Origin of the sequence: Sphingomonas sp., from assembly GCF_036269755.1 — a bacterium.
Taxonomy (GTDB): Bacteria; Pseudomonadota; Alphaproteobacteria; order Sphingomonadales; family Sphingomonadaceae; genus Sphingomonas.
Map to the genome: position 1 here is coordinate 96,574 of NZ_DATBDV010000021.1, position 25,614 is coordinate 122,187.

The window sequence follows — 25,614 nt, forward strand, 5'->3', positions numbered from 1 at the left end:
ATCACCCGAATGCATTGGGCTTCGCGCCGCTTCTCCCTATATCCGCCGCCATGGAACCCGATCCTGCGCCCCCGCCCGCCCCGATCACGGGGCAGGAGAAATTCCGGTGGATCATGCATTGCGGCTGGCGCGGGCTGTGTCCGCGGTGCGGCGTCGGGCGGATGTTCAAGTCGTGGCTCAAGATCGTCGACAAATGCGGGCATTGCGGGCTCGATTACCGCTTTGCCGCGCCCGATGACGGGCCGGCCTTCTTCTCGTTGTGCATCATCGCGCTGCCGCTGACCGCGATCGTGGTGTGGATCCAGGTCGCGTTCGAACCGCCGTTCTGGGTCCACCTCGTCACCTCGGTGCCGTTGATGGCGATCGGCACCTTGCTGCCGCTGCGCCCGATCAAGGGCTGGCTGGTCGCGTCGCAGTTCGTCAATCGCGCGCAGGAAGCCGGGACGCAGGGGCTGTGGACGAGGCTCCACGGGACGGAGGCGGGGCGCAGCGACTTCGATCAGTGACGGGTGGGGCCGAGATAGATAGAGGTCGTGCTCCTGCGCAGGCAGGAGCGCTGGCGGCAATCGGTACGTTATCGGCCAACGCTCCTGCCTTCGCAGGAGCACAGACGAGGCATAAAAAGCCGCACAGCGAACCAAATAGGAAAATAGTACTTGACATCGTAACGCTCTTTAGGTACATATAAGGAACGTTGAAGAATTGTGATTCGGCCACGAGCCGCCGGAATTAGCCCCGCTAATTCCGAGCCGGCGAGTGCCGGGCGGCGGCCCGTCGGGCCGGCCGACGACGCGGCTTCGCCGCGGCGCGCATGCAAGCAATTCGACCAAGGGCCGGGCGGTGACGCTTCGGCCCTTTTTGTTGCCCGAAAAGGAGGGGAGCGATGGGAGCCGATGCCAACGATGTGCCAACGACGATCGCCGGCAATGCGCGTGTCGCGTTGCAGAAGCGCGCATCGCGACAGGGGAGTTGGACCAAGGCCAACCGCGCGGCGTTCCTCGATGAACTCGCGTCGAGCTGCAACGTCACGCGCGCGGTCGCGGCGGCGAAAATGAGCTCGACCGCCGCTTACTCCTTGCGGCGGAGAGATCCCGTGTTCGCAGCGGCGTGGGCGGAGGCGATCGAACAGGGGATCGAGACGCTGCGTGCGCTGCTGCTCGCCCGCGCGATGGGCACCGCGGACGCCGAACTGATCGCTGCCAACCCCGGCGAAGAGGATCGCCACGCGGTAGAACCCGCACCGATCAGCGACGATATGCGCTTGCGCACTTTGCAGATATGCCGCGCGATCGCGGACGGGCGGCACGGATCGGCCGGCTGGCGCAAGCCGCGCGCGATCACTCGATCGTCCGATGAGGTGTTCGCCTCGCTCGCGACCAAGCTCGACCGGGTCGAGAAACGATTGAAGCGCGATGGCAAAATCTAGGCGGCGCGGCGTCGACCCGCGCGAAGTCGTCGTCCGGCTGGCCGCACTGCCGCCGGTCTATCGCCTGCAAGTCCTGCGCGCGATGGGCGCGGAGGAACTCAAGCGGGTCGATCGCGAATGGCGCGGCTGGGCGATGGATGGCCAGACCGCGCCCGAACGCGATTGGCGCGTATGGCTGATCCGCGCCGGGCGTGGCTTCGGCAAGACGCGCGCCGGCGCGGAATGGGTGAGCGCCTTCGCGCGCGACAACCCCGGCGCGCGGATCGCCTTGGTCGCGGCGACGGTCGACGAGGCGCGGCGGGTGATGATCGAGGGGGAGAGTGGTTTGCTCAGCGTGGCGCCGGATGACGAGCGGCCAGTGTGGCGCGCGCGAATGGGCGAAGTGGCGTTCGCATCGGGCGCGGTCGCGCAAGTCTTTTCGGCCGCGGCGGGAGAGAAATTGCGCGGCGCCCAGCATCATGCGGCGTGGTGCGATGAACTCGGCAAGTGGCGCGGGGGGACGCGCGCCTGGGACAATCTGATGCTGGGCTTGCGGCTTGGCGACAATCCGCGCGTGCTGGTGACGACGACGCCGCGCCCGACCGAACTGATGTACCGGGTGATGGCGATGGCGGGGTTCACCGAGACTTGCGGGAGCACCCGCGACAACCCGTACCTCGCGGAAAGCTTCGCAGCGGCGATGCACGGCGATTATGGCGGCACGCGGCTCGGGCGGCAGGAGCTCGAGGGCGAGCTGATCGAGGATCGCGACGGCGGATTGTGGTCGCGCGACAGGATCGAGGCGTGCCGGGTGGCGGAAGCGCCTGCGCTGCTTCGCGTCGTGGTCGCGGTCGATCCGCCGGCGGGGGGCGAAGGCGCCGATGAGGGCAACGGCACCGGCGATGCCTGCGGGATCGTCGCGGCGGGACTCGGCGAGGACGGGCTGTTCTACGTGATCGACGACGCCAGCATCGCGGGCGCCTCGCCCGCGCGATGGGCGGCGGCGGTGGCGGATTGCGCCGCGCGCCACGGCGCCGACCGGGTGGTCGCGGAAAAGAACCAGGGTGGGGCGATGGTGCGCGCGGTGCTGACCGGGGCCGACGTGTCGCTGCCGCTGACGTTGGTGCATGCCTCGCTCGGCAAGGTGGCGCGCGCGGAGCCGGTGTCGCTGCAATATGAAAGCGGGCGGGTGCGGCATGTCGGCGCGTTCCCCGCGCTCGAGGATCAATTGTGCGGCATGCTGGTGGCGGGCGGCTATGCCGGGCCGGGACGATCGCCGGATCGCGCGGATGCCCTGGTATGGGCGCTGACGGAATTGTTGCAGCCGAGGGGGAAGGCGCGGGTGCGGAGGCTCTAATCCTCCCCGGGCCGGGGAGGACTTATTCGATCAGCGCCTTGACCTGCTCGACGCGGGCCATCGCGGCGGCGGGGGGTGCGCCGAGGCGGGCATAGGCTTCGCGCGTTGCCGCCTCGTCGAGCCGGTCGGCGGCAAGGTCGAACGCGACGCAGAAGTCCTGCGCCGCCCAGCCGGGGTAACGCCGGGCGCGGTCGGCGCAGTCGCGGGCATAAGCGGCGACGTCCTCGCCGCCGCGCGCGGCCACTCGGCGATACTGGCCGACCGCGCGCGCCACGGTGGCGGCGACGACGGCGGGATAGGAGACCGGCGGGGGTGCGGCGCGCCTGGCGGCTAGCACGGGCGCGGGCGCGCCGAACCCGGCGGGAGTGAGCAAGCGGCGGACCTGGGCGAGGCGCGAGCGCGCGAAGGCGGTGGCCTTGGCGCCCTCTGCCGGGAAGGCTTCGGCGACGTGGCCGGGGACGCCGGGCAGCGTCATCGCCATCGCGGGCAGCCCGACGAAGACGAGGATCATCGCCAGCGTCGGCGCGGCGCTTCGCCGCGGCGGCATCGGGTAGGGCGATTCGACCCAGGCATGCGCGGGGGCGATGTCGACCGGGGGAATGTCCTCGGTCAGGAAGCGAGTCTGCTCGGCGCGGCGCTCGGCGATGATTTCGGCATAGGCAGCGTTGATCGCGTGCGTGCGCTCGGCGGCGTCGGGCAAATCGCCCGCGGTATCGGGATGGTAGCGGCGAAGCAGCGCGCGCCGCGCGGCACGCACCGCCGCGTCGTCGACATCGGGCGCGATGCCCAGCACAATGTAGGGATCGGACGCGACCGCCATGCGGCGAGATGTGCGACGGATCGCGGGGCGGGGCAAGCAAATCCTCCCCGGCACGGCGAGGTGGCGCGCATAGCGTGACGGAGGGGGCGGGCAGCGGGCGGATCGCTCGCGGCGAGCCCCCTCCACCACGCTTCGCGTGGTCCCCCTCCCCGTGAACGGGGAGGAATTAGAGAGGAAAGCCATGAAATTCTTCGGCAGAAAATCCGCCGCCGCCGGCGAGGCGCGGCCCCCTTTGTCGCGCTATGGCGGCGGCGGGGCGGCGCTCGGCGACTGGCCGCGCAGTTACGAGGCGCAGGTGCGGAGCGGCTATGTCGAGAACGCGATTGCGCAGCGGAGCGTGCGGCTGGTCGCGGAAGGGGTGGCCGATGCGCCGATCGGCGGGTCGTCGCCCGAGCTGGTGGCGCTGATCGAGGCGCGGTCGAGCGGCCAGGCGTTGCTCGACACCGTGGCGGCGCAGCTGATGCTCCACGGCAACGCGTTCATCCAGGTGCTCGACGACGGCCGCGGCGGGGTGGGCGAACTGTTCGCGCTTCGCCCCGAGCGCGTCAGCGTCGAGCCCGACGCCAATGGCTGGCCGGCGGCGTATCGCTACAAGGTGGCCGACCGAGTCACGCGGCTGTCGCCCGACGGGCCGCGGCCCGAGGTGATCCACCTCAAGACTTTCAACCCGGTCGACGACCATCTCGGGCTCGGCTGCCTGGGCGCGGCGGCCGGGGCGATCGCGGTGCACAATGCCGCCGCGGTGTGGAACAAGGCGCTGCTCGACAATGCCGCGCGGCCCTCGGGGGCGTTGGTCTACGATCCCGGCGACGGATCGGCGCTGGCGCCCGCGCAATTCGAGCGGTTGAAGCGCGAATTGGAGGCGAGCTTTTCGGGCGAGCGCAACGCCGGGCGGCCGATGCTGCTCGAAGGCGGGTTGAAGTGGCAGCCGCTGAGCCTGACCCCGGCCGAGATGGACTTCGCCGGATTGAAGGCGGCGGCTTCTCGCGAAATCGCGCTGGCGTTCGGGGTGCCGCCGATGCTGCTCGGGCTGCCGGGCGATTCGACCTATGCCAATTACCGCGAGGCCAATCGCGCGTTGTGGCGGCTCACGATCCTGCCGCTCGCGGGGACGATTTTGAGCGGGTTCGCGCAGGGGTTGAGCGGGTGGTTTCCGGGCGCGGCGCTCGCGGTCGACCGCAACCAGGTGCCGGCGCTGGCCGACGACCGTGCTGCGTTGTGGGCGAGCGTCACCGCGGCGGACTTCCTGACGCCCGAGGAGAAGCGGGCGATGGTGGGCCTATGAGCGACCTTCTCGCGCAGCTGTTCGCGCAAGGCCGCGGCGAAGGCGCCGACCTCGCGACGCTGCGCGCGATCGCCGAGGAAGCGGGCGAGCTTGGCGCGAGCCGGGCGCTGGCGCGGCTGGGCTTGAGCGATGCGGCGGCGGAAAAGGACATGGCCGAACTGCGCGAACTGCTCGGCGCGTGGCGCGATGCCAAACGGTCGGTGTGGAAGGCGCTGATCGGCTGGGTCGCGCGGATGGCGCTGGCGCTGGTGCTGGTCGGGCTCGCGGTGCGGCTGGGGTTTGCGGGGTATGTGAAATGATCCGCTTCGCCGGCTACGCGGCCGTTTTCGACCGAGTCGATCGCGGCGGCGACGTGGTGCGCGCCGGCGCGATTCGCGTGCCGGGCGCGGTGCCGTTGCTTTGGCAACATCGCGGGAGCCCGGTCGGACGGATCGAGAGCGTCGCGGCGGATGCCAAGGGCCTGCGCGTGGTGGGCGCGATCGACGACCCGAAGCTCGCCGCCTTGGTCGAGGCGAAAGCGGTCGACGGCCTGTCGTTCGGCTACCGAGTCCGCGCCGCGACCAGTGGACGGGTGCGCGAACTGACCGACCTAGACCTGGTCGAGATCAGCCTGGTGGCACGCCCGATGCAGCCGCTGGCGCGGGTGCATGCGGTGTCTCCTTCTTCCCCCGTGGGAGAAGGAAGGGGCCCGGGATGAAAGCTTGGGAAGGATGAGGGGGAGTGGGCATGACCGAGATTCCCCTCACCCTTCCGCCGCCTTCGGCGGCTCCCTCCCTCTCCCACAAGGGGAGAGGGATTCGGGCGCGAACCATCTCGGTTCGCGCCCTTTCTTTACCTCAAGGAGAAGACGAATGATCGAAGTGAAGGCGGATGCGCTCGAGGAGAGCTTTGACGGCGTCGAGATGCCGCCCGTCGTGACGCGGCCGGTGCTCGCCGGGGGCGAGGCGCGCGGGAGCGGCGGGTTCGGGGGGTATCTGCGCTCGGGCTCGACCGTCGAGATGAAGTCGTTCAACGCGACCGCCAGCGACGCCGGCGGCTATGCGCTGCCGACCGAGATCGACGCGGTGATCGACCGCACGCTGGCGGCGATCAGTCCGATCCGCGGCATCGCCAACGTCGTCAAGGTCGGCTCGGCCGGGTATCGCAAGCTCGTCACGACCGGCGGCACGCCGTCGGGCTGGGCGGCGGAGACCGACGCGCGGACCGGCACCGCAACGCCGGTATTCAACGAGATCGCGCCGCCGATGGGCGAGCTCTACGCCAACCCCAGCGCGTCGCAGGCAATGCTCGACGATGCGCAGTTCGACGTCGAGGCGTGGCTCGCCGAGGAAATCGCGACCGAGTTCGCCAAGGCCGAAGGATCGGCGTTCGTCGGCGGCAACGGCACCAACCGGCCCAAAGGGTTCCTCCAGGCCACGGTCTCGGCGGCGGGCGATGCGAGCCGGGCGTTCGGGTCGCTGCAATACGTGCCGTCGGGCGCGGCGGGCGACTTCGCCGCCAACCCGCAGGACAAGTTGATCGACCTCGTCCAGACGCTGCGCGCGCCGTACCGTCAGGGCGCGGCGTGGGTGATGAACGCCGCAACGCTCGCACGGATCCGCAAGTTCAAGACCTCGGACGGCGCGTTCCTGTGGACGCCGGGGATGGTCGCGGGGCAGGCTGCCACCCTGTTGGGCTATCCGGTGATCGAGAGCGAGGACATGCCCGACATCGCCATCAATTCGCTGAGCCTCGCGTTCGGCAATTTCAAGGCGGGGTATCTGATCGCCGAACGCAGCGAGACCGCGATCCTGCGCGATCCGTATTCGAACAAGCCGTTCGTCAATTTCTACGCGGTCAAGCGCGTCGGGGGGTGCGTGTCGAATTCGGAGGCGATCAAGCTGCTGAAGTTCGCCGCTAGCTGAGCCTGATTTTGCGCAAGCAAAATCAGGACTCGGCAAGGCCGGGCCGCGGGGCTGCGTAGCAGTCCCGTCGGACGGCTTTGCCGCCGGCGCTCGCAAGCGCGAGCGAGCGACAGGTGAAAGCCGCCCCGCGGCTTTCAGATCATGCCTGGGGCATGATCGACCTGTCACTCCCCTCACCCAGCTCCGACTAGGGCCGCGCTGAAGAAGCGCGGCCCTAGTCTGCGCAACCCTCTCCCGCAAGGGGAGAGGAAAAGGAAGAGCCATGCCAGACCAATTCTCCTCCGCCGCCGATGCGGTGTCCGCGCCCGCGCGACGCGCGCTCGCGGTGACACCGCACGACAGCAATGCGCTGAGCGATATTCCCAAGGCGCTCTATGTCGGAACCGGCGGCAGCATCACGATGCGCGGCGTCGACGCCGCGGCCGACCAGTTGTGGAAGAACGTCCCCGCCGGCGCGATCCTGCCGTTCCGCGCGCAATACGTCCGCGCCACCGGCACGACCGCGGCCGATCTGCTGGCGCTGTATTGATGACCGCGCTGGGGTTCGGGACCGGGTTCCGGCTCAACCGGCGCGGCGCGGCGGGGTTCGACTTTGGCGGCGGCGTGCTGCCGGCCGGGGCGAGCCTCGCGCGCGGCTCGGCCGGCACGCGCTGTGACGTCGGCGGGGCGATCGTCAGCGCCGCCGCGAACGTCGCGCGGTTCGATTACGATCCCGCCAGCCATGCGCCGCGCGGGCTGCTGGTCGAAGCGGCGGCGACCAACGTCGTGATCGACAGCCAGGACTGGACCACCGCGAACTGGACGAGGACAGGCGTCACGGCGACCGCGACGCGGCTGACCGAAACGAGCGGGGGCACGTTCCACCGCACGCAGGAAGCGACGGCGGATCGCGTGATGACGATCGGTGCGCCCGTGGTGGTGAGCTGCATTGCGTCCGACGTCGCGGGCTCCGCCAAACGCTATCTCGGGCTCAACCTAGTCGCGGTCGGCTTCGGCTCGCCGGTGTTCGCGGTGTTCGATCTCGCGGCCGGTGCGGTCGCGGCGGTCTCGAACGGAACCGCTGGGATCGAGGCGGCACCGGGCGGGTGGCTGTGCTGGGTATCGGGCACGCCGACCGCGTCGGTCGCCAACGGACGCGAATTCTATTGTCTGTCGAACGTCCCGACGACCGCTAATGCCAGCTATGCCGGCGATGGCGCGAGCGCGGTGAATGTCAGCGAAGCGCAGTTCGAGACCGGCACCGTGCCGAGCTCGCGCGTGCGCAGCGGGGCGAGCGCCGGGACGCGCTCGGCCGACGTGGTGACGCTGGCGGGGGCGTCGGGGACGTGGCGCTTCGGGTTCGACGATGGGTCCGTGCAGGACGCCGCGTTGGTCGCGAGCGGCGGCGTGGTGAGTGTGCCGACCGGTCTCAACCGCGCGCGGATCATGCGGGTGGCGCTGCTCTAGAAAATCCTCCTCATGAAATGGGGAGGGACCGGCGAAGCCGGTGGAGGGGGCGGGCCGCGGACCAAGCGCTCGTTGCCCGCCCCCTCCACCATGCTGCGCATGAACCCCCCTCCCCGTGAACCGGGAGGAATTGAAGGAATTTTACATGACATTCACCGCAAACGGCCCGGGCGAGGTGTCGCTCGGGACGGACGATCGCGCGGCGGCGGTGGCGGAGGTCAAGCGCAGCTTGCGGGTCGCGCTGGCCGACGACGACGATCTGATCGCGGGGTTCGCCGAGACCGCTTTGGGGCTCGCCGAGCGCTTCCTCGGCCGCGCGCTGATCGCACGCGACATGACCGAGCGGATCGCGGCGTCGAGCGCGTGGCAGATGCTCGGCGCGCTGCCGGTGCTGTCGATCTCCGGGCTGTCCGCGGTCGCGGGAGAGGTGGTGACGCCGCTCCCGGTCGAGGCCTATGCGATCGACATCGATGCCGACGCCGCGGGCTGGGTGCGCACGCTGGGCGCGAGCGGGGTGATCGAGGTGGCGTACCATGCCGGCTGGGTGGCTACGTGGAGCGGCATCCCGGCGCCGGTGCGGCAGGGCGCGGTGCTGCTCGCCGCGCATCTGTACGACGAGCGCGATTCGAGCGTGCCGCCGCCGGCCGCAGTGACGGCGCTGTGGCGGCCGTTCCGCAGCGTCGCGCTGGCGCGGGCGGTCAGGGCATGAGCGCGCTCGAGGACCGCGGCGCCGCGATCGGCGAGGCGGCGCGCGAGCGCACGGTGGCTCGGCTCGCCGCGCGGTTGAGCGAAGAGGTGCCGCACGCGGCGGTTGTCTCAGACGATCAGGGCGTGACGGTGAGCGGGCGCGGCATCCTGCGCGATCCGCGATTGGTGTGGATCGGGAGTCTGCTCAAATGAGCGCGGAAAGCGTGCTGGCCGACGCGGTGCTGGCCGGGGTGCGCGATGCGCTGGGCGACCAGGTCAACGGCGTGTTCGACGGCCCCGAGGTCAAGGCGACCGCGCCGTGGATCGAGCTCGGGGCTTTGGTGGCCGCCGACTGGGGCACCAAGGACAATGCCGGGCGCGAGGTGCGGCTGGTGCTGGCCGTCCGCGACCGCGCGGAACGGCCGGCGCGGACGCACGCGCTGGCGGCGGCGGCGGGCGGCGCGATCGAGAACATCGCGCGCGACCTCGACGGCTGGCGGATCGCGAGCTGCGTATTCGTGCGCGCGCGGGTGTTCGGTGACCGGCCTGGCGAATGGTCGGCGAGCGTCGAGTATCAGGTCAGGTTGTTGGCGGCGTGATGGGCGCGTCAGACGTTGCCGGTACTGGCAATGGAGCCCTGTTCTCAGACGATCGCTCCAAACGGTACGAAAACGCGTTGTGGGAACGAGCAATTGCTATTACTTCCAATCGGTGGGGGGCAGTAATGCTGAATGAAGAGAGCCAGTCTGCGGGCAATGATGCTTGGATGCCGACTGGCATCGCATCCGCTCCAAGTCATTCATCGGTACAATCTACCGAATCTCTGGAAGCCCCCCGTTGGACTATCAGGGGGACCAATGTCGGTCTGGAAGAACTCTTGATATTAGGCGCAGCTTTCATCCTGTTCGTCCTCGGCGTTTTCGTTTCACAAGCTGGCAAGGATCCGGATCGCTACCCAACGCTCATGTCTGCGTGCGTTCTCGATTCCAAGGATCCGAAAATATGTGCAGTTGCGATAAACGACGTTCATGAACACATGCATACCTTTCTTCATTACAACATCTTGGAGGCGCTCGCGGAAGGCTTGAAGGCGCTGTCCGTCGCGATAACAGTCACCGTCGGCGTTGCCAGCATTCTGGATGCCCGCAATCGCAAGAAATTGAACGCTGCGCTCGCTGGCAAAGCCCAGCAAATCGCGATCAACGTCTTCGATGGACTATTTAGCAACAACCATTCGCCGGATTTGCTCGAGAAGCTCAAGCGGGACATCCTCTACAAGCCCATTATCCGCGAATCGCTGACGATGGTCTACGTGCTTCGGACCTACACGGGAAAAAGGCGCCTTTCCGGACAGAAATTCACGGCAGTGAAGGCTACTGTGTCCTCGACCTTTCGGAATATCGCAACCACGGCAGGGAGCGTGGCGCATCTGCCGTTGGAACTGAGCCTTCCCAATCCTCTACTCAACGAGTTGAAGAAGCTCACGACGCTGGATCGGGTGGTCATCAAGCGGCAAAACCAGAAGGACCAGATGTATACTGCACCGGAACTTGTCGCAAAGAATCTACAGTTGCAGGCTGCGCTCAAGGACGACAAAGCGTTGGAAGGAGCCGTGTCGTTTGGCGAATTGCTCCTACAGCCGAATGAGCAGGGCGGTTTCGAAATCGAATATACTATGATGAAAGAGGCCGAAGACAGCGAGCTGCTTCGCAGCTTTCACACTACTCAGTCGCTCGATCTGACGGTCATTGACAACACCGATCGCGACCTCGTGGTCCGTGCCAAGGCAGTCCATGCGGGTTCTTTGAACCCAATGCCGAGCGCCCAATTTTACTCGCACTGGGAACTGCGTGAAATCGTCCTCCCCCAACAAGGTGTTCTAATTTGGTGGAAAGAGCGTCTGCCGTCTGCCGCGAAAGCCGAAAGAAAGACCGTGCCTCAAACCCCTGACGCAGGCGTCAATTGACTAGGAACTGCCATGCCCGCTAATCGTTCGTTCACCGATTCCCATCTATCTCTGTTATATTCGAAAGGGAGGTTTCTAATGCTGCAGTCACATCGCCTTATCATCCGGCCGACCCTCAGCGGTGACGGCGGTTCCGGCGTATAGCTGCTCTTTCCGGTCAAAAAGAAGCCCGCCCTAACCGGCGGGCTTTTTTTGTGACCAATGGCCAGCCGCAACGCTGAGCCAGGACCTTTGCCCAGCAGATGACAGGCTCGTCGGGCCTGCGTGTCCACACAGACGCTGCGGACGGCAGCGAAGGCCGCCCGCGGCCAATTGGAGAAAAATTATGCCTGCAGAAAAAGGCAGCGCGTTCCTGCTCAAGGTCGGGAACGGCGCGGAGCCGGTCGTGTATGCGACGGTCGCGGGACTGCGCACGACGCAGCTCAGCATCAACGGCGAGCCGGTGACGATCACGTCGAAGGATTCGGGCGGGTGGCGCGATCTGCTGTCGGGCGCCGGGGTGCGGTCGGTCAGCGTGTCGGGGGCGGGGGTGTTCACCGGCTCCGCGGCGGAGACTCGGATCAAGGGGAATGCGCTGGCGGGGCTGATCGACGATTACCGGCTGAGCTTCGAAAGCGGCGAGACGATGACCGGGCGGTTCCTGGTCACGCGGCTCGATTATGCCGGCGATTTCAACGGCGAGCGATCGTACACGCTGGCGCTCGAGAGCTCGGGCGAAGTGGTGTCGGCGTGAGCGCGCCGGCCTTCGCCGGGGCGACGAAGTCGGCAAATCCCGCGCGGGGCGAGGCGAGCGTGCGCGTGGGCGGGGCCCAGCTGGTGCTGCGGCCGAGCTTCGCGGCTTTGGTCGCGGCGGAGCAGGAATTGGGGCCGCTGTTCGCGCTGGTCGAGCGCGCAGCGAGCGGCGGGCTCGCCCTTGGCGAGATGGTGACGCTGTTCTGGCATTGCCTGCACGAGCGGCCGGAGGGGTTGACTCGGGGGGTGTTCGGCGAGGGGGTGGCCGCGGGCGGCCTGGCGAACGCGACGCCGGCGTTGCGGGTGTTGCTCGGGCAGATATTGGGTGGGCGGTAACGAACAATTCCTCCCCGGGACGGGGAGGGGGAGTTTCGGGGCGACGATGCCCCGCATCGTCGAGGATCGTCCGGGGGACGATCCGACCCGAAGCTCGACGCTAAGCGGCGTGGTGGAGGGGGTAGGCCGCGAGCGCACCGCGTGTGGCCCGCCCCCTCCGTCAGCCTTCGGCTGCCACCTCCGCCTGAACGGGGAGGAATTCGGCCGCAGCGCCACCCGCCTCGCAGGCCTCGCCGGGCTCACGTTCGGCTGGCCCCCCGACACGTTCTGGGCCGCCACGCCCGCCGAGCTCGCAGCGCTGGTCACCGCCGCGGGTGGCGACACCGCCGACCCGCCCGACCCGCTGCTGGTCACACGCCTGATGGAGATGTTTCCCGATGGATGAGGAAATCGAGCGGCTAGTGATCGGCGTGCGCGCCGACACGGCCGGGTTCGCGCGCGACGTCGCGGCGATGCGGGGCGAGCTCGACGGGCCGCTCGCGGCAGGCGCGGACAAGGCCGGACGCGCGATCGAGAGCGCGCTGCTGCGCGCGGTGCGGACCGGCAAGCTGGGGTTCGAGGACCTCAAGCGCGTGGCGCTGTCGGTGATGGCGGAGATCGCTGCGGCGGCGGTCAAGAGCGGGATCGATGCGATCCTGAGCAGCGGCGGCGGTGGCGGTAGTGGCGGGGGCGGCGGGAGCGGATTGCTCGCGGCGATCACATCGCTGTTCGGCGCGCCGGGCCGCGCGACCGGCGGGCCGGTATCGCCGGGGCGAGCCTATATGGTTGGCGAGCGCGGGCCGGAATGGTTCGTGCCGACGTCGAGCGGGCGGGTCGAGACGGCGGGTAGTGGCGCGCGCGAGGTCCGCGTCGCGATCACCGTCAACGCCGCGGCGGGAACCGCGCCGCAAGCGCTCGCACAATCGAGCCGCCAAGTCGCGCGCGCGGTGCGGGCGGCGTTGGAGGGGGCTTAGCTGTGGCCACCCGGGCGATCGAACCAAGGAAGGTCGCTCGATGCCCCTATGATGGCTTCTTCGAGCGAGGCGTACAGGCCCGAATATTGGCCGAAACCCCAATACGCACTGGCAATGTCGTCATGGCGACGAACAAACTCCTGAAACCGGACGAAGCCGGCGCCGTCCCGGTTGAACTCCACGGACCGTTGCCCGTCTGCGCTTTCGAACGATGCGAGGCGACTGTCGTCCATCGCACCGGTTTAGCCCGCTGGAGCCTGTAAACAATGCCCTATTGGCTCGCCACCGAGCGCACCGTCCAGGCCGACAGTGTGATCTCGCGCTTCGACCCGGTCTGTTGGACCGTGGATTTCCCGCGGCCGATGATGGCGGCGGTGACGACGCCTGCGGCCGATGCGCTGCGCGTCGATGCGGTGTTCTATCGCGCCGACGATCTCGCCGGGCTGATCTGGCATGCCGAGGACGCGATCGATCACGCGCTGCTGCGATACGATGCCGCCCGCGATTTCCGGCAGTGCCGCCTGTCGTTTGGCTGGCGATCGTCCGGCGTGATGCCGCTCGATGCGGTCAACGGCCCGACGCTGACGATCGAGGGGCGCGACGCGGGAGGCGCCGCGCGCACCTGGTATGTGCGGCTGTGGAACTATGCGGCCGGAGACCCCGAGGACGCTCAGGTCGCGCTCGACTTTGCCGAGGTGGCGGGCGGGTTCGTGTTGCCCGACGAGGCTGATCCGGTTTGGGCGGGCGATATCGAGCGGATGTTCGTGTCGCTGACCGCGCCGGGATACACCGGCACGCCGGGCGATCTCGCCGCGCCAATCGAAGCCTGGGTCGAGCTGACCGGCATGGCCTGTGACGGGCCGGGATCGGTGCTGGGCGTGGGCGACGTCGTGGTGCCCGAGCATGGGCTCGGCATCGCGACGAGCTACGACGATTGCTACAATCTGACGCCGGCGCGGGTGTTGAGGAACGCGCTCCAGCTCGGCTATCGCGGCGCGATCAATCACTACGTGGGCATGAGCCATTATTTCCGGCTCGAGGCGAATAGCGGCGGCTATTATGCGAGCCTGAGCGGCGGCGCGATCAACGTCGCGGCGGCGGCCTGGCACCGCGACTTTGCGGTGCGCGCGAAGGCGCTGGGCTACGAACTGATCTGGTCGCTGAGCTACGAATTGCTCGACCAGCATTGCTGGGGCGACTGGAAGCAGCGTGCCGCCGACGGATCGCCCGCGCAGACCGGGTACGATCCGCCCTCGACCTTGCTGTCGCCCGCGCATTCGGGTGCGATGGGGTATCTGCAGCAGGTGGCGGCGGCCTTCATCGCGATCGCCGGAGAGGCCGGACTGGTTAAGCGGTTTCAGGTCGGCGAACCCTGGTGGTGGATCGATCATGATGGGCGGCCGTATCTCTACGACGATGCCGCCGAGGACGCGTTCTCGCCGATCACCATCCCCAGCGTCCGCGCGAGCCTAAGCACGGGCGAGCTGGCGATGCTCGATGCCGCGGGGGCATCTCTGGCGGCGTCGACTGCGGCGCTGGTCGCAGCCAGCGGATGCGCGGTCAGCCATGTGCTCGCCTACCTGCCCGGAATATTCGCGCCCGATGCGCCCGAGGTGCGGCGGATGAACTTGCCGCTCGGCTGGGCGCCGCCGGCGTTCGATGTGCTCCAGCTCGAGGATTACGCGTGGGTCACCGGCGGCGCGACGCGATTGTCGGCGGAGGCGCGTGCCGAGGCGGGAGCGCGGCTCGGCTATCCGCTCGACCAGCAACATTATCTTGCCGGATTTGCGACCGCGCCTGGCGATTGGAAGCCGATTGTCGCGGCGGCCGAAGGCTCCGGCGCGGCGCGCACCATCGTCTGGGCGCTGCCGCAAGTGATGCGCGACGGCGCGGTGATCTTCGAAAATGGGGAGGATGAAGTGGAAGCGTTCGACGACGTGCTGTTCCCGCTGGCGTTGGGCCGCGAGGCCGAGGTCGCGCCGGCTTTTTCGACCGCGATCGCGGCCAGCGCGAGCGGGTTTGAGGCGCGCACCGCGGGCTGGGCCGAGGCGCGAACGAGCTACGATGTCGGGCCGGGCGTGCGGTCGGAGGAGGATATCGCGACCTTGCTCGATTTCTTTCGCGCGCGAATGGGGCCGGCGCGGGGGTTCCGCTTGCGCGATCCGTTCGACGCGGTCGCCAGCGGGCAGGCGATCGGCACCGGCGACGGCACGACCACGCGCTTCGCGTTGGTCAAATCCTATGGCGCGGCGCTGCGGCGGATCACGCGCCCGGTCGCGGGCAGCGTGCGAATCGCGGTGGGCGATGTCGAGACGGCGGCGTTTTCGGTCGCGGACGGTGGCTGGATCGAGCTCGACGTCGCGCCCACCGATGGCGCGGCGGTGAGCGCGAGCTTTACCTTCGACGTGCCGGTGCGCTTCGCCGAGGACCGGTTGAGCGTGTCGATGTCGACGTTCCTTGCGGGGGCGGCGCCGAGCGTGCCGTTGGTCGAGGTGCGGGAGGCGTAAGGATCCTCCCCGCTTGCGGGGAGGGGGACCATCGCGCAGCGATGGTGGAGGGGGCAGGCCGCGAGCGAGCCGTTCGTTGCCCGCCCCCTCCGTCACGCGGCTACGCCGCGCGCCACCTCCCCGTGAACGGGGAGGATTTAGGAGCACCTATGGACACGCTATCCACCATCGCGCTCACTTGGGCGATCGAACGCCGCGACGGGGTCGCGATCGGACTGACCAGTCACGACCGCGATCTCGACGTCGACGGCTTCGAGTATCGCGCCGCGCCGGGAATGACGCCGTCGGCGGTCAAGCGTAGCGGCGACCTCGGCGCCGATACGATGGACGTGACCGGGGCGCTGAGCGGGGCGGCGATATCCGAAGCCGATCTCCTCGCGGGCCGCTGGGACGGCGCGCGCGTGGTGGTGCGCGCGATCGATTGGGACAGCGGTGCGGTGGTCGCCGAGTTGGGTGAGGGGCGGATCGGACAGGTCGAGACTCGCGACGGCGCGTTCACCGCCGAACTCAGCGGGATCGCGAGCTTGCTCGATCGCCCCGTCGCGGAGGCGACATCGCCCGAGTGTCGCGCCGAGCTTGGCGATGCGCGTTGCCGCGTAGCGATGGCGGGGCGGCGGCGGTTCGCGCGCGTTGTCGCGAGCGAGGGCACGGTGCTGACGGTCGATGCCGGGGAGCCGGTCGCCAATGCTTACGGTCAGGGCCTGCTGCGCTGGATGGGCGGCGGCAATTGCGGCCTGACGAGCGCGGTTGCGCTATCCGACGGTACGACGCTGACCTTGCGCGCGGCGCCGCATTTCGAGCCGGTCGGTGCGCTCGTCGAGTTGATCGAAGGGTGCGACAAGAGCCTGGCGACGTGCAGCGGGCGCTTCGCCAACGCGGCCAACTTTCGCGGCGAGCCATGGCTGCCGGGGATCGACCTGCTGACCCGGTATCCCGGGGCATGACGCCTTCAACGCTTGCCCGGCGAAGGCCGGGGCCCAGTTGCGAGCGGCCCGATACTGGGCCCCGGCCCTCGCCGGGGAAGCGTATTTGAGATGACGGCACCATGTCTGCTCGCCCGCGCCCGCGCCCGGGCGCGCTCGGCGATCGGCGCGCCGTTCCGGTTGCATGGGCGCGACCTCCAGGGGTTCGATTGCGTCGGGCTGGTGGCCTGGGCGTGGCAGGTTGAAGTGCCGACGGGCTATGCGCTGCGCGGCAGCCCGCGCGCGAGGATCGAGCGTGAATTGGCGAGGCAAGGCTTTGTCGCGGGCGATCGGCCCGGCGCGATCGTGCTGGTCGATGCCGGGCCGGGGCAGCTCCATCTCGGCATCGCAACCGGTACAGGATTGATCCACGCGGATGCGTCGGTGCGCCGCGTGGTCGAGCGCGGCAGGCCTCTGCCCTGGCCGGTGCTCGCCGCATGGGTTCGGGAGGATTGAATGGCGACCCTGGTGCTCACCGCCGCGGGTGCGGCGATTGGCGGCCCGACCGGCGCGGCGATCGGCGCCTTTATTGGGCAGCGCATCGATGCCGAACTGTTCAAGGGCAAGGGGCGCGAAGGGCCGCGGCTGAGCGACTTGCGCGTCCAGACCTCGAGCTATGACAGCGCGATCCCGCTGGTATTCGGGACGATGCGAGTCGCAGGGTGCGTGATCTGGTCGACCGACCTGATCGAATCGCGATCGACCGATCACCACAAGGGGCAACCGTCGGTCACCACCTACAGCTATGCCGCGTCGTTCGCGGTCTTGCTATCCGGCCGCCCGGTGGTTGGAGTGGGGCGGATCTGGGCCGACGGCAATCTGTTGCGGGGCGCCGCAGGCGACCTGAAGGTGACCACCGGCTTTCGGCTGCATCTGGGCGGCGAGGACCAGGCGGTCGATCCGCTGATCGCCTCGGTCGAGGGCGCGGGGCTCACCCCGGCGCATCGCGGCTGCGCCTATGCGGTGTTCGAGAATATGGCGCTCGGCGATTTCGGCAACCGCATCCCGTCGCTGACCTTCGAGCTGATCGCCGATGCCGCGCCGGTCGGGATCGGCGCGATTGTCGAGGCGGTGGCGGGCGGGGCGGTGAGCGATGCCGGCGTGACCGCAACGCTCGAGGGTTTTTCGGCCTATGGCAGCGCGGCGCGCGATGTCGTGAAACTGCTTGCCGACGCGAGCGGCGCGCGGTTCGTGGCCGGTGGCGGCGCGCTGGCGATGACCGACGCCGCAACGGGCGCCATGGGGATCGCCGATGAGGGCTTCACGGTCGGCGAGCGCGCCGGGGGGCGGCGGACGATGGCGGCGATCGAGCGCGTGCCGCGCACGCTGAGTGTCGCCTATTACGATCCGGCGCGCGACTATCAGATCGGCGTGCAGCGCGCGCGGCGGCCGGGGGCGGGGAGCAGCGATCAGAGCGTCGAGCTGCCCGCGGCGCTCGGTGCCGACGCGGCGAAGGGACTGGCCGAAACGCTGCTCCGCCGCGCCGAGATCGAGCGCGAGCAGCGTATCGTCGCCTTGTCGATCGCCGCGGCGGGGATCGCGCCCGGCACGCTGGTAACGTTGGCGGGCCACGGCGGCGCGTGGCGGGTGACCGAGTCGAGCCTCGAAGCCATGGTGACGACGCTGACGCTGGTGCGGCTGATCCCGCCGGGACCGGTCGCCAGCGCGTCGCCGGGGCGTGCGCTGCCTGCGCCCGATCTGGTCGCCGGCACCACCATCTTGCACATCGCCGAACTGCCGGCGCTGGGCGACTCGCCGCTTGCAAGCCCGCGCTTGCTGGTGATGGCCAACGGTACCGCGCCCGGCTGGCGGCGCGCGGCGTTGCTCTATAGCCTCGACGACGGCGCGAGCTGGCGCGACGGCGGCGCGGCGGCGGCGCCGGGCGTCATCGGGAGCGTGGTGACGCCGCCGGGCGCGGGATCCGCGACCCTGGTCGATCGGGTTGGCGTCATCGAGATCGACCTCGCACGCGAAGACATGATGCTGGCCGATGCCGACGATGCGGCGCTTGATCGCGGGGGCAACCTCGCTTTGGTTGGCGACGAGTTGATCCAGTTCGGCCGCGCCGCACAGATCGGCGCGTCGCGCTGGAGGCTGACTGAATTGTGGCGCGGCCGGCGCGGAACCGAAGCCGCGATCGGTACGCAATCGGCGAGTGACCGCTTCCTATTGCTCGCGCCCGACGCATTGGCTGCGGTCGACTTGCCCGTCGCCGCGATCGGATCGGGCGTGCGGGTCCTGGCAAGCGGAATCGGCGATACGACTGGGGCGGTCGAGGCCGAGCTCGTCGTCGACGGCGCCTCGGTCCGTCCGCCGAGCCCCGCGCAGCTGTGTCTCGTCGTGATCGGCGGCACGCCAACGCTGACCTGGGCGCGCCGCAGCCGCGCCGGGTTTCGCTGGATCGATGGCGGCGACGTCCCGCTCGTCGAGGAAAGCGAGGCGTATCGAATCACGATAACGCCGCTCGCCGGAACGCCGCGTCAGGTCGCCACGAGCGATCGGACGTGCCCGCTCGATCCAGGCGAAGCCGTCGCCGGGACCGTCGTGGAAGTGCGGCAGGCCGGCACGCTCGGCGAGTCGACTCCCGCCACCCTCATTCTTCCCTGACAAAAAGGGCATTCCGCCAATGACCGATACCACGCCGCGCTTCGCGTTCCCGCTGCTCCAGGCGGGGCAAGCGCAAAAGGAGATGTTTCACAACGAGGCGATCGCCGGGCTCGACCTGGTCGCGCAGCCCGGCGTTGTCGCCGCCGGAGTCGATACGCCGCCGAGTGCGCCCGAATCGGGCCAGTCCTGGATCGTCGGCACCGCACCGACCGGGGATTGGACCGGCCAGGCGCACAAATTGGCGGGATGGAGCCTGGGCGGGTGGCGCTTCATCGCGCCGGTCGAGGGCATGGCGGTGTGGGTAATCGCCGATGCCCTGATCGCCCGGTTTCGCGACGGCGGCTGGATGCTGGGGATCGAAACCGCTGCGTCGCTCAATATCGCTGGCGATCAGGTGGTTAGCGAGCGCCGGCCCGCGATCGCCGACCCGACGGGCGGCGCGGTCATCGACGTCGAATCGCGGGCGGCGCTCGGGTCGGTGCTCGCGGCGCTTCGCGCGCACGGCTTGATCGAATCTTGATCGAAAGCGGCGGAAATCCGGCATAAGTGTTGCGCTCACGCCACAGCGCGGTGTTTTGTTTCGCTTGCGTGGAAACCATCCATTGGGTAGTGAGTTTGGGCTGTCCGTGTGACAACCGAGAAAGGGGATACAGATGCGCAAGCTTGCCATTGCCATGGCGCTCGCTTCGACCGCACTTGCGACGCCCGCGCTAGCGCGTGACAAGGCGTGGTACGTAGGCGTCGAGGGCGGTGCCATGATCGTCGAAGACATTCACTTCGACATCGGCACCACCAACAATGCCGCTCAAGTCGACCACAAGTACGGCTACGATGTCGACGGCAATGTCGGCTACGATTTCGGCATGTTCCGGATCGAGGCCGAGGTCGCCTACAAGAGCGCCAACGTCGATAACTGGCGTTCGAGCCTTCGCACCCCGGCGTTCAACGCCGGTGGCGCCCAAGTGCTGTCGAGCCCGGGCACGTATAACTACGCCGGCGGCAAGAGCACCGCATTGAGCTTCATGCTCAACGGCATGCTCGATTTCGGCGACGATGACGGCCTCCAGGGCTTCGTCGGCGGCGGTGTCGGTGTCGCTCGGGTGAAGGCCGACAAGTACGCCCTCAACACCTACGGCTCGTTCCTCGACGATTCGGACACCGTGTTCGCCTGGCAGGCGATCGCCGGCATCCGCGCGCCGATCACGGACAATATCGACGCGACGCTGAAATATCGCTTCTTCAACGCCGAGAACGTCAAGCTGGTCGATGTCAGCGGCCGCACGCTGGACGGCCGTTTCCGGACGCACAGCCTACTCGGCGGGATCACGTTCAACTTCGGTGGTGCGGCTCCTCCGCCTCCGCCGCCGCCTCCCCCGCCGCCTCCGCCGCCTCCGCCGCCTCCGCCTCCGCCTGAGGTTGTGGCACCGGCGCCGGTCTGCGCTCCTGGACCGTTCATCGTGTTCTTCGAGTGGGACAAGTCGGATATCACGCCGGAAGCGGCCGCGATCCTCGACAACGCGATTGGCCAGTACGCGAACTGCGGCGGCGCCCAGGTCATGCTGGCAGGCCACGCGGACCGTTCGGGTTCGGCGCAGTACAACGTCGGTCTCTCGCAGCGTCGTGCCGACGCGGTGAAGGCCTACATGGTCGCGCACTCGATCCCCGATGGCGTGATCAGCGAGCAGGCGTTCGGCGAAAGCCGTCCGCGTGTCGAGACCGCCGACGGCGTCCGCGAGGTCCAGAACCGTCGCGTGGAGATCACCTACGGCCCGGGTTCGGGTTCGTAAGTCTCCAACGACTGACAAGAATTGGGGAGGCCGGGCGACCGGCCTCCCTTTTTTGTTGCTCGGCGCAGCGAAATAGCGGCGCTATTAGCGCCCGGCGCCGAGCCCGGCCAGCATCGCGCAGCGCTATGGCTGACGGCGCGGCTTTGCCGCGGCGGGCGTTCAGCCCCAACCTTGATGTGCTCGCCCAGGAACAGCGGGATGCCGGATCAAGTCCGGCATGACGGTTGGCGCTGACGATCGCGCGAGGCCGAGCGGCTGCACGTCGCGCTAATCCACTTACAAAATCCCCCGCTTGCGATAGAGCGTCCGCATCACAATCTGGCATCCGGCCGAACGCTCCAGTTCCCCGACCCCTAGAGGCTGTTTCATGCGAATCACGATGATCGGATCGGGTTATGTTGGCCTTGTCTCCGGCGCCTGCTTTTCCGATTTCGGGCACGACGTGATCTGCGTCGACAAGGACGCAACGAAGATCGACGCGCTCAAGGCCGGACGCATGCCGATCTTCGAGCCCGGGCTCGATGGCCTCGTCGCCGCCAACGTCGCGGCGGGCCGCCTGACCTTCACCACCGACCTTGCCGCCGCGGTGGCGGATGCCGACGCAGTGTTCATCGCGGTCGGCACACCCTCGCGCCGCGGCGACGGCCATGCCGACCTGACCTATGTGTTCGAGGCGACCAGGGAAATCGCCGCGGCCGTGACCGGTCCGACCGTCGTCGTCACCAAGTCGACCGTCCCGGTCGGCACCGGCGACCGGGTGGAGGAAATCCTGCGCGAGGAACGCCCCGACATACACATCGCGGTCGTCTCCAACCCTGAATTCCTGCGCGAAGGCGCCGCGATCGGCGACTTCAAGCGCCCCGACCGGATCGTGATCGGCGCGGAGGATGAGCGCGCGCGTGGCGTGATGCGCGACGTCTATCGCCCGCTCTACCTCAACGAGTCGCCGATCCTTTTCGTCGGGCGGCGCACCTCGGAGCTGATCAAATACGCCGCCAACGCGTTCCTCGCGACCAAGATCACCTTCATCAACGAGATTGCCGATCTGTGCGAAGCGGTCGGCGCGGACGTGCAGGATGTGTCGCGCGGGATCGGGCTCGACAACCGGATCGGGGCCAAGTTCCTTCATGCCGGGCCCGGTTATGGTGGGTCGTGCTTCCCCAAGGACACGCTCGCTCTGCTCAAGACCGCCGAGGACTTCGGGACGCCGACGCGAATCGTCGAGGCGGTGGTGTCGGTCAACGACACGCGCAAGCGCGCGATGGGGCGCAAGATCATCAAAGCGCTCGACGAGGACGGCACTCATGGAATCAAGGGCAAGACCGTCGCGGTGCTCGGCCTGACCTTCAAGCCCAACACCGACGACATGCGCGACGCGCCGAGCCTCGCGATCGTCCAGAGCCTGCTCGATGCGGGTGCGACGGTGCGCGCCTACGACCCGGAGGGCATGGACGCGGCCAAGGCGATGATGCCCGACATCACCTATTGCAATGGCGCCTACGAGGCAGCGACGGGCGCCGACGCGGTCGCGATCGTGACCGAATGGGATACGTTTCGCGCGCTCGACCTCAAGCGCCTGGCGGGCGTGATGGCGGGCAATGTGATGGTCGATTTGCGCAATGTCTATCGCCCCGGAGACGTCGAGAGGGCCGGGTTCGCTTATTCCTCGGTGGGGCGCTGATTGCGCCATCTCGCGACGAGTTAGCGCCGATTCCGACGCGTCTCTCATAGGTCCCGCGCGCGGCCCGGCGTAGTCTTCCCCCGTCCAGAAGCCGCGGGCATCGACTGCCGCGGATCGGCGGCAAACGGGAGAGGACCATGGTCAGCGCGAAGATGGGTCGTACGTTGGGCTATGTCGGGCTCGGTCTGGGCATGGCGATGGCGGCGGTGTCCCCGGCGCGTGCCTATGCTCCGGAGCCGATCTACGATATCTACTATTACGACGACGCCGCCCACAGCAACCAGGTCGGCCATGACCGCCAGGTCTGCTATTATTTCGGAATCGGCTACGACCAGCCGACCGAGGGGACGTGGACGCAATATTCCGAATACGTCCAATATGCGACGTGCGATCACGGCGTGCTCGGGCCGCTCTGACGTCGGGTTTAGTCTAGCCGGATCGGCTCCGTCCGAGGTCGGCGAGCACGAAATCGGCACGTTCCGCAACGGTCGTGCGTGGCAGGATGACGGCGTCGTACCCGGCGTCGCGATAGGCGCGCTCGACGCGGACATAGTCTGACAGCGCCTTGTCCAGGCTGTGTCGGCGGTCGGTATCGGTCTCGTAGATTTCAGGCCAAGGCGGCGCGATGAAGACGCTATCGTAGCGATAGCGGGCGACCCATGCCGAACCCGACTCCGCCGTCGCGGCTTCAAGCGCCACGGCGGCATCGACCACCCCTCGATCGAAGAAGGTCAGCCCCGACGCGAGCTCATAATCGGCGACCGACATCGCGATCGCGCAACGAGCGAACGCAGCGGGATCGTCCCAAGGGAGCGCGCCGCCGCGACCCGCGCGCACGTCTGCGATGATCCGCCGCCCAGGTTCCGCGACCGTGGCGTAGCCGCGCCGCGCCAGTTCGGCGAGCAAGGTCGACTTGCCGCCGCCCGAGCAGCCCGAGATCATCACCAAGCAGTGGTCGTTCAAAGCGCGGCTGCAAGCCAGTCGGGGATTATCGCGTCGCCCATGGCCTCGACGCGGCGCAATTCGACCATCAGCCCGAGATCGGAATAAACGGCGCGGGTGCGGTCGCTCGCGGGCGCGATCGGCGCCACGACCAGCCGCCGGTTCACCTTGGCGCGATAGTGCATGCGCGCGGTATTCTCCTGGCCGACGTAACACCCCTTCGAAAAGCTGACGCCGTTCAACTCGGCGGCATTGGCCTCGAGCCACAGCGTCTTGTCCTGGCCGACTTCGGCGACGCCCTCCGCCACGCCGAGCGACAGGCGATGCCCCAGCCAGCCCGTCGCAGGCGCGCTCTCGGCCCCCAGCCAGCGCTTGCCGAGCGCCGGAAGGCGCGGGTCGGGAACGCCGAGCGCGTGATCCTTCGCCCAATTCACCGCGCCCGCGACTCGCTCGATCGTGATCGCGCGGCGCAAGCGATACATCGCCAGCCGCCGCACCAGCGCTTCGGCCTCCCCCGCCTCACAGTCGATCAGCACCGCGTCGCCGTCGGCCCAGAGCAGGAAATCGAACAGCGCCTTGCCCTGCGGCGTCAGCAGCCCCGACCAACGCGGCGCCGAGGCGTCGAGCGTCGTGACGTCCTGAGTCACCAGCCCCTGCAGGAAGCCGCGCACATCGTCGCCCGAGACTAGGATCAGCGCGCGGTCGGCCAGCATCGTTCCGTCGGTCATGCCTCCAACCTAGGCGCGTTCGCCGCAAATCCAACTAGTTCGTGCTCCGGCGCAGGCCGGAGCGCGGTCGGCGAGGGGTGGTCGCGGCCAACGCTCGGCCTGCGCCGGAGCACAGGGATGGTTTTTCCTCCGTTACGTTGTAGCGAAGCGCCATGACCGATCGCCTGACCATCCGCCGCCCCGACGATTGGCACGTCCATCTGCGCGACGGCGAAATGCTCGCGGCGGTTGCCGGCTACACCGCGCGGCAATTCGCGCGGGCGATCGTCATGCCCAACCTGAGCCCGCCGGTGACGAGCATCGCCGCGGCGGTGGCGTATCGCGAGCGTATCCTGGCCGCGCTTCCCGCCGGTAGCGATTTTATCCCGCTGATGACCTGCTATCTGACCGACCACGCCGACGCCGACGAGATCGTGCGCGGTTATCGCGAAGGGTCCTTTGCTGCGGTCAAGCTCTACCCCGCCCACGCCACCACGAACTCCGCACACGGCGTCACTGACATTTTCGCGCTTCGCGGCGTACTCGAGGCAATGCAGGCGGCGGGGATGCCGCTGCTGATCCACGGCGAGATCACCGACCGCGACGTCGACATCTTCGACCGCGAGGCGGTGTTCATCGACCGCATCCTCGCCCCGCTGGCGCGCGATTTCCCCGCGCTCAAAATCGTGCTCGAGCATATCACCACCGCGGATGCCGCCGAGTTCGTCCGCGACGCCGGGTCCAACATTGCCGCGACGATCACCCCGCAGCACCTCCACCTCAACCGTAACGCGCTGTTCGACGGCGGTCTTCGTCCCCATGCTTACTGTCTGCCCGTCATCAAGCGCGAGCGGCATCGCCTCGCGGTGCGCGCGGCGGCGGTATCGGGGTCGCCCAAGTTCTTCCTCGGCACCGACAGCGCGCCGCACGCGGCCGAGCGCAAGGAAATGGACTGCGGGTGCGCGGGTATTTTCAACGCGCCGTTCGCGCTGGAGGGCTATTTGGCGGTGTTCGAGGAGGAGGGGGCGCTCGACAAGTTCGAGGGTTTTGCCAGTGAATATGGCGCCCGGTTCTATGGGCTGCCGCTGAACGAGGGGACGGTGACGCTGGAGCGTGGCGGGGTGCGGGTGCCGGAGCGCTTGGCGGGGCTGGTGCCGTTTCACGCCGGGGAAAGGTTGGCATGGCGGACGGTGTGAATCCAATCTGGCGCGGGCTCGCAAGCTTCTTCCTAATCGTCTTCGGACCGATCGCCGTCGTGTTGCTTTTTCTCTTTGCAGATCATCGCTATCCCGCGATGTCGGACGTTGCTGGTTGGATGTGGTTGGCCGCCGCTTGGGCGATCGGGATCATCGGTATCCATCTCCTGCCGGCCGACAGAATCTATCGCGCGCTCATCGCAACGATTTATACGCCTATTGCCGGGTTTGCCATTGGCATGACAGTGCTCGTGATCGGGTGCAGCTGGTACGGTGAATGTATCTGAGCCCCGCCGCGCGCGCCGGACGATCAGGTCGCGACGGCGCCCGCGCC

The 25,614-nt window shown here is 68.3% G+C and carries 31 protein-coding genes; 27 read left to right on the plus strand and 4 right to left on the minus strand.

From position 1 onward, the window contains the following. Window positions 1-50: 50 nt before the first annotated feature. From VH326_RS14320 to VH326_RS14330, 3 genes are all read left to right on the plus strand, one after another. Window positions 51-506: a DUF983 domain-containing protein gene (locus tag VH326_RS14320; protein ID WP_329632512.1), complete on the plus strand. Its 456-nt coding sequence runs from the start codon at window positions 51-53 to the stop codon at window positions 504-506. Window positions 507-883: 377 nt separating this feature from the next. Continuing rightward, on the plus strand, window positions 884-1,426 hold the full coding sequence (locus VH326_RS14325) for a hypothetical protein (RefSeq protein ID WP_329632513.1): 543 nt from the start codon (window positions 884-886) through the stop codon (window positions 1,424-1,426). Then, window positions 1,413-2,762 carry a DNA-packaging protein gene (locus VH326_RS14330; protein WP_329632514.1) on the plus strand — a complete coding sequence of 450 codons (1,350 nt, stop codon included), beginning with the start codon at window positions 1,413-1,415 and terminating at the stop codon, window positions 2,760-2,762. The genes VH326_RS14325 and VH326_RS14330 overlap by 14 nt, the downstream gene beginning before the upstream one ends. A gap of 22 nt (window positions 2,763-2,784) precedes the next feature. Here the strand turns inward: VH326_RS14330 and VH326_RS14335 are convergent, their stop codons facing one another. Then, a complete protein-coding gene (locus tag VH326_RS14335; protein WP_329632515.1) occupies window positions 2,785-3,582 on the minus strand; it encodes a DnaJ domain-containing protein in 798 nt (265 codons plus the stop codon). 181 nt (window positions 3,583-3,763) lie between these two features. Between VH326_RS14335 and VH326_RS14340 the strand changes: the two genes are divergently transcribed. From VH326_RS14340 to VH326_RS14405, 14 genes are all read left to right on the plus strand, one after another. Further along, a complete protein-coding gene (locus tag VH326_RS14340; protein WP_329632516.1) occupies window positions 3,764-4,867 on the plus strand; it encodes a phage portal protein in 1,104 nt (367 codons plus the stop codon). Then, on the plus strand, window positions 4,864-5,166 hold the full coding sequence (locus VH326_RS14345; protein ID WP_329632517.1) for a DUF6127 family protein: 303 nt from the start codon (window positions 4,864-4,866) through the stop codon (window positions 5,164-5,166). The genes VH326_RS14340 and VH326_RS14345 overlap by 4 nt, the downstream gene beginning before the upstream one ends. After that, window positions 5,163-5,564, plus strand: a complete 402-nt coding sequence (locus VH326_RS14350) for an HK97 family phage prohead protease (RefSeq protein ID WP_329632518.1) — start codon at window positions 5,163-5,165, stop codon at window positions 5,562-5,564. Before VH326_RS14345 ends, VH326_RS14350 begins: the two co-directional genes overlap by 4 nt. 154 nt (window positions 5,565-5,718) lie before the next feature. Further along, a complete protein-coding gene (locus tag VH326_RS14355; RefSeq protein ID WP_329632519.1) occupies window positions 5,719-6,771 on the plus strand; it encodes a phage major capsid protein in 1,053 nt (350 codons plus the stop codon). A gap of 262 nt (window positions 6,772-7,033) precedes the next feature. Next, entirely contained in the window at window positions 7,034-7,300 is a 267-nt protein-coding gene (locus tag VH326_RS14360) for a spike base protein, RCAP_Rcc01079 family (RefSeq protein WP_329632520.1), read from the plus strand. After that, on the plus strand, window positions 7,300-8,217 hold the full coding sequence (locus VH326_RS14365; protein ID WP_329632521.1) for a phage head spike fiber domain-containing protein: 918 nt from the start codon (window positions 7,300-7,302) through the stop codon (window positions 8,215-8,217). The genes VH326_RS14360 and VH326_RS14365 overlap by 1 nt, the downstream gene beginning before the upstream one ends. 145 nt (window positions 8,218-8,362) lie before the next feature. Then, window positions 8,363-8,926 (plus strand): head-tail connector protein, encoded by a 564-nt coding sequence (locus VH326_RS14370; RefSeq protein WP_329632522.1) that lies wholly within the window; start codon window positions 8,363-8,365, stop codon window positions 8,924-8,926. Beyond that, window positions 8,923-9,117, plus strand: coding sequence for a hypothetical protein (locus VH326_RS14375; protein WP_329632523.1), 195 nt, complete (start codon window positions 8,923-8,925; stop codon window positions 9,115-9,117). Before VH326_RS14370 ends, VH326_RS14375 begins: the two co-directional genes overlap by 4 nt. Next, window positions 9,114-9,503, plus strand: a complete 390-nt coding sequence (gp17, locus tag VH326_RS14380) for a tail completion protein gp17 (RefSeq protein WP_329632524.1) — start codon at window positions 9,114-9,116, stop codon at window positions 9,501-9,503. The genes VH326_RS14375 and gp17 overlap by 4 nt, the downstream gene beginning before the upstream one ends. A gap of 125 nt (window positions 9,504-9,628) precedes the next feature. Next, window positions 9,629-10,870 carry a hypothetical protein gene (locus VH326_RS14385; RefSeq protein ID WP_329632525.1) on the plus strand — a complete coding sequence of 414 codons (1,242 nt, stop codon included), beginning with the start codon at window positions 9,629-9,631 and terminating at the stop codon, window positions 10,868-10,870. A 325-nt stretch (window positions 10,871-11,195) separates the two neighbouring features. Further along, the gene (locus tag VH326_RS14390) at window positions 11,196-11,603 is read left to right on the plus strand and encodes a phage major tail protein, TP901-1 family (protein ID WP_329632526.1); all 408 of its coding nucleotides are present in this window, start codon (window positions 11,196-11,198) and stop codon (window positions 11,601-11,603) included. After that, complete coding sequence (locus VH326_RS14395; protein ID WP_329632527.1) at window positions 11,600-11,938, plus strand: gene transfer agent family protein; 339 nt, start codon at window positions 11,600-11,602, stop codon at window positions 11,936-11,938. Before VH326_RS14390 ends, VH326_RS14395 begins: the two co-directional genes overlap by 4 nt. Before the next feature lie 46 nt (window positions 11,939-11,984). Next, window positions 11,985-12,323, plus strand: coding sequence for a phage tail assembly chaperone (locus tag VH326_RS14400; RefSeq protein ID WP_329632528.1), 339 nt, complete (start codon window positions 11,985-11,987; stop codon window positions 12,321-12,323). Continuing rightward, a complete protein-coding gene (locus tag VH326_RS14405) occupies window positions 12,316-12,891 on the plus strand; it encodes a tail tape measure protein (protein ID WP_329632529.1) in 576 nt (191 codons plus the stop codon). Before VH326_RS14400 ends, VH326_RS14405 begins: the two co-directional genes overlap by 8 nt. On the opposite strand, the gene VH326_RS14410 is transcribed toward VH326_RS14405, so the two are convergent. Beyond that, window positions 12,888-13,124, minus strand: a complete 237-nt coding sequence (locus VH326_RS14410) for a hypothetical protein (RefSeq protein WP_329632530.1) — start codon at window positions 13,122-13,124, stop codon at window positions 12,888-12,890. The two genes, VH326_RS14405 and VH326_RS14410, sit on opposite strands and share 4 nt — an antisense overlap. Before the next feature lie 33 nt (window positions 13,125-13,157). On the opposite strand from VH326_RS14410, the gene VH326_RS14415 reads away from it, so the two are divergent. From VH326_RS14415 to VH326_RS14450, 8 genes are all read left to right on the plus strand, one after another. Then, window positions 13,158-15,398: a DUF2460 domain-containing protein gene (locus VH326_RS14415; RefSeq protein ID WP_329632531.1), complete on the plus strand. Its 2,241-nt coding sequence runs from the start codon at window positions 13,158-13,160 to the stop codon at window positions 15,396-15,398. Window positions 15,399-15,547: 149 nt separating this feature from the next. Continuing rightward, complete coding sequence (locus VH326_RS14420) at window positions 15,548-16,342, plus strand: DUF2163 domain-containing protein (protein WP_329632532.1); 795 nt, start codon at window positions 15,548-15,550, stop codon at window positions 16,340-16,342. A gap of 90 nt (window positions 16,343-16,432) precedes the next feature. Continuing rightward, entirely contained in the window at window positions 16,433-16,816 is a 384-nt protein-coding gene (locus tag VH326_RS14425; RefSeq protein ID WP_329632533.1) for a peptidoglycan endopeptidase, read from the plus strand. After that, window positions 16,817-18,967 carry a phage tail protein gene (locus VH326_RS14430; RefSeq protein ID WP_329632534.1) on the plus strand — a complete coding sequence of 717 codons (2,151 nt, stop codon included), beginning with the start codon at window positions 16,817-16,819 and terminating at the stop codon, window positions 18,965-18,967. A 19-nt stretch (window positions 18,968-18,986) separates the two neighbouring features. After that, window positions 18,987-19,487 (plus strand): DUF2793 domain-containing protein, encoded by a 501-nt coding sequence (locus VH326_RS14435; RefSeq protein WP_329632535.1) that lies wholly within the window; start codon window positions 18,987-18,989, stop codon window positions 19,485-19,487. Window positions 19,488-19,620: 133 nt separating this feature from the next. Beyond that, the gene (locus tag VH326_RS14440) at window positions 19,621-20,754 is read left to right on the plus strand and encodes an OmpA family protein (RefSeq protein ID WP_329632536.1); all 1,134 of its coding nucleotides are present in this window, start codon (window positions 19,621-19,623) and stop codon (window positions 20,752-20,754) included. Between the two features lie 367 nt (window positions 20,755-21,121). Then, the gene (locus tag VH326_RS14445; protein WP_329632537.1) at window positions 21,122-22,435 is read left to right on the plus strand and encodes a UDP-glucose/GDP-mannose dehydrogenase family protein; all 1,314 of its coding nucleotides are present in this window, start codon (window positions 21,122-21,124) and stop codon (window positions 22,433-22,435) included. A 137-nt stretch (window positions 22,436-22,572) separates the two neighbouring features. Then, on the plus strand, window positions 22,573-22,851 hold the full coding sequence (locus tag VH326_RS14450) for a hypothetical protein (RefSeq protein WP_329632538.1): 279 nt from the start codon (window positions 22,573-22,575) through the stop codon (window positions 22,849-22,851). Between the two features lie 13 nt (window positions 22,852-22,864). On the opposite strand, the gene VH326_RS14455 is transcribed toward VH326_RS14450, so the two are convergent. Beyond that, window positions 22,865-23,377, minus strand: coding sequence for an AAA family ATPase (locus VH326_RS14455; protein ID WP_329632539.1), 513 nt, complete (start codon window positions 23,375-23,377; stop codon window positions 22,865-22,867). A gap of 17 nt (window positions 23,378-23,394) precedes the next feature. Next, window positions 23,395-24,105 (minus strand): folate-binding protein, encoded by a 711-nt coding sequence (locus VH326_RS14460; protein WP_329632540.1) that lies wholly within the window; start codon window positions 24,103-24,105, stop codon window positions 23,395-23,397. A gap of 152 nt (window positions 24,106-24,257) precedes the next feature. On the opposite strand from VH326_RS14460, the gene pyrC reads away from it, so the two are divergent. Beyond that, the gene (gene pyrC / locus VH326_RS14465) at window positions 24,258-25,280 is read left to right on the plus strand and encodes a dihydroorotase (protein ID WP_329632541.1); all 1,023 of its coding nucleotides are present in this window, start codon (window positions 24,258-24,260) and stop codon (window positions 25,278-25,280) included. Beyond that, entirely contained in the window at window positions 25,265-25,567 is a 303-nt protein-coding gene (locus VH326_RS14470; protein ID WP_329632542.1) for a hypothetical protein, read from the plus strand. Before pyrC ends, VH326_RS14470 begins: the two co-directional genes overlap by 16 nt. Window positions 25,568-25,614 lie beyond the last annotated feature (47 nt).

Excerpts from the sequence above, each read along its gene's own strand:
- VH326_RS14345 (WP_329632517.1), top strand. The coding sequence starts at position 4,864 with ATGAGCGACCTTCTCGCGCAGCTGTTCGCGCAAGGCCGCGGCGAAGGC.
- VH326_RS14340 (WP_329632516.1), top strand. The coding sequence starts at position 3,764 with ATGAAATTCTTCGGCAGAAAATCCGCCGCCGCCGGCGAGGCGCGGCCC.
- VH326_RS14450 (WP_329632538.1), top strand. The coding sequence starts at position 22,573 with ATGGTCAGCGCGAAGATGGGTCGTACGTTGGGCTATGTCGGGCTCGGT.
- VH326_RS14390 (WP_329632526.1), top strand. The coding sequence starts at position 11,196 with ATGCCTGCAGAAAAAGGCAGCGCGTTCCTGCTCAAGGTCGGGAACGGC.
- VH326_RS14415 (WP_329632531.1), top strand. The coding sequence starts at position 13,158 with ATGCCCTATTGGCTCGCCACCGAGCGCACCGTCCAGGCCGACAGTGTG.
- VH326_RS14430 (WP_329632534.1), top strand. The coding sequence starts at position 16,817 with ATGGCGACCCTGGTGCTCACCGCCGCGGGTGCGGCGATTGGCGGCCCG.
- VH326_RS14460 (WP_329632540.1), bottom strand. The coding sequence starts at position 24,105 with ATGACCGACGGAACGATGCTGGCCGACCGCGCGCTGATCCTAGTCTCG.
- VH326_RS14470 (WP_329632542.1), top strand. The coding sequence starts at position 25,265 with ATGGCGGACGGTGTGAATCCAATCTGGCGCGGGCTCGCAAGCTTCTTC.
- VH326_RS14445 (WP_329632537.1), top strand. The coding sequence starts at position 21,122 with ATGCGAATCACGATGATCGGATCGGGTTATGTTGGCCTTGTCTCCGGC.
- VH326_RS14385 (WP_329632525.1), top strand. The coding sequence starts at position 9,629 with ATGCTGAATGAAGAGAGCCAGTCTGCGGGCAATGATGCTTGGATGCCG.
- VH326_RS14320 (WP_329632512.1), top strand. The coding sequence starts at position 51 with ATGGAACCCGATCCTGCGCCCCCGCCCGCCCCGATCACGGGGCAGGAG.
- VH326_RS14440 (WP_329632536.1), top strand. The coding sequence starts at position 19,621 with ATGCGCAAGCTTGCCATTGCCATGGCGCTCGCTTCGACCGCACTTGCG.
- VH326_RS14420 (WP_329632532.1), top strand. The coding sequence starts at position 15,548 with ATGGACACGCTATCCACCATCGCGCTCACTTGGGCGATCGAACGCCGC.
- pyrC (WP_329632541.1), top strand. The coding sequence starts at position 24,258 with ATGACCGATCGCCTGACCATCCGCCGCCCCGACGATTGGCACGTCCAT.
- gp17 (WP_329632524.1), top strand. The coding sequence starts at position 9,114 with ATGAGCGCGGAAAGCGTGCTGGCCGACGCGGTGCTGGCCGGGGTGCGC.
- VH326_RS14350 (WP_329632518.1), top strand. The coding sequence starts at position 5,163 with ATGATCCGCTTCGCCGGCTACGCGGCCGTTTTCGACCGAGTCGATCGC.
- VH326_RS14360 (WP_329632520.1), top strand. The coding sequence starts at position 7,034 with ATGCCAGACCAATTCTCCTCCGCCGCCGATGCGGTGTCCGCGCCCGCG.
- VH326_RS14355 (WP_329632519.1), top strand. The coding sequence starts at position 5,719 with ATGATCGAAGTGAAGGCGGATGCGCTCGAGGAGAGCTTTGACGGCGTC.
- VH326_RS14375 (WP_329632523.1), top strand. The coding sequence starts at position 8,923 with ATGAGCGCGCTCGAGGACCGCGGCGCCGCGATCGGCGAGGCGGCGCGC.
- VH326_RS14370 (WP_329632522.1), top strand. The coding sequence starts at position 8,363 with ATGACATTCACCGCAAACGGCCCGGGCGAGGTGTCGCTCGGGACGGAC.
- VH326_RS14325 (WP_329632513.1), top strand. The coding sequence starts at position 884 with ATGGGAGCCGATGCCAACGATGTGCCAACGACGATCGCCGGCAATGCG.
- VH326_RS14455 (WP_329632539.1), bottom strand. The coding sequence starts at position 23,377 with ATGATCTCGGGCTGCTCGGGCGGCGGCAAGTCGACCTTGCTCGCCGAA.
- VH326_RS14435 (WP_329632535.1), top strand. The coding sequence starts at position 18,987 with ATGACCGATACCACGCCGCGCTTCGCGTTCCCGCTGCTCCAGGCGGGG.
- VH326_RS14410 (WP_329632530.1), bottom strand. The coding sequence starts at position 13,124 with ATGGACGACAGTCGCCTCGCATCGTTCGAAAGCGCAGACGGGCAACGG.
- VH326_RS14425 (WP_329632533.1), top strand. The coding sequence starts at position 16,433 with ATGACGGCACCATGTCTGCTCGCCCGCGCCCGCGCCCGGGCGCGCTCG.
- VH326_RS14365 (WP_329632521.1), top strand. The coding sequence starts at position 7,300 with ATGACCGCGCTGGGGTTCGGGACCGGGTTCCGGCTCAACCGGCGCGGC.
- VH326_RS14330 (WP_329632514.1), top strand. The coding sequence starts at position 1,413 with ATGGCAAAATCTAGGCGGCGCGGCGTCGACCCGCGCGAAGTCGTCGTC.
- VH326_RS14405 (WP_329632529.1), top strand. The coding sequence starts at position 12,316 with ATGGATGAGGAAATCGAGCGGCTAGTGATCGGCGTGCGCGCCGACACG.
- VH326_RS14400 (WP_329632528.1), top strand. The coding sequence starts at position 11,985 with ATGCCCCGCATCGTCGAGGATCGTCCGGGGGACGATCCGACCCGAAGC.
- VH326_RS14335 (WP_329632515.1), bottom strand. The coding sequence starts at position 3,582 with ATGGCGGTCGCGTCCGATCCCTACATTGTGCTGGGCATCGCGCCCGAT.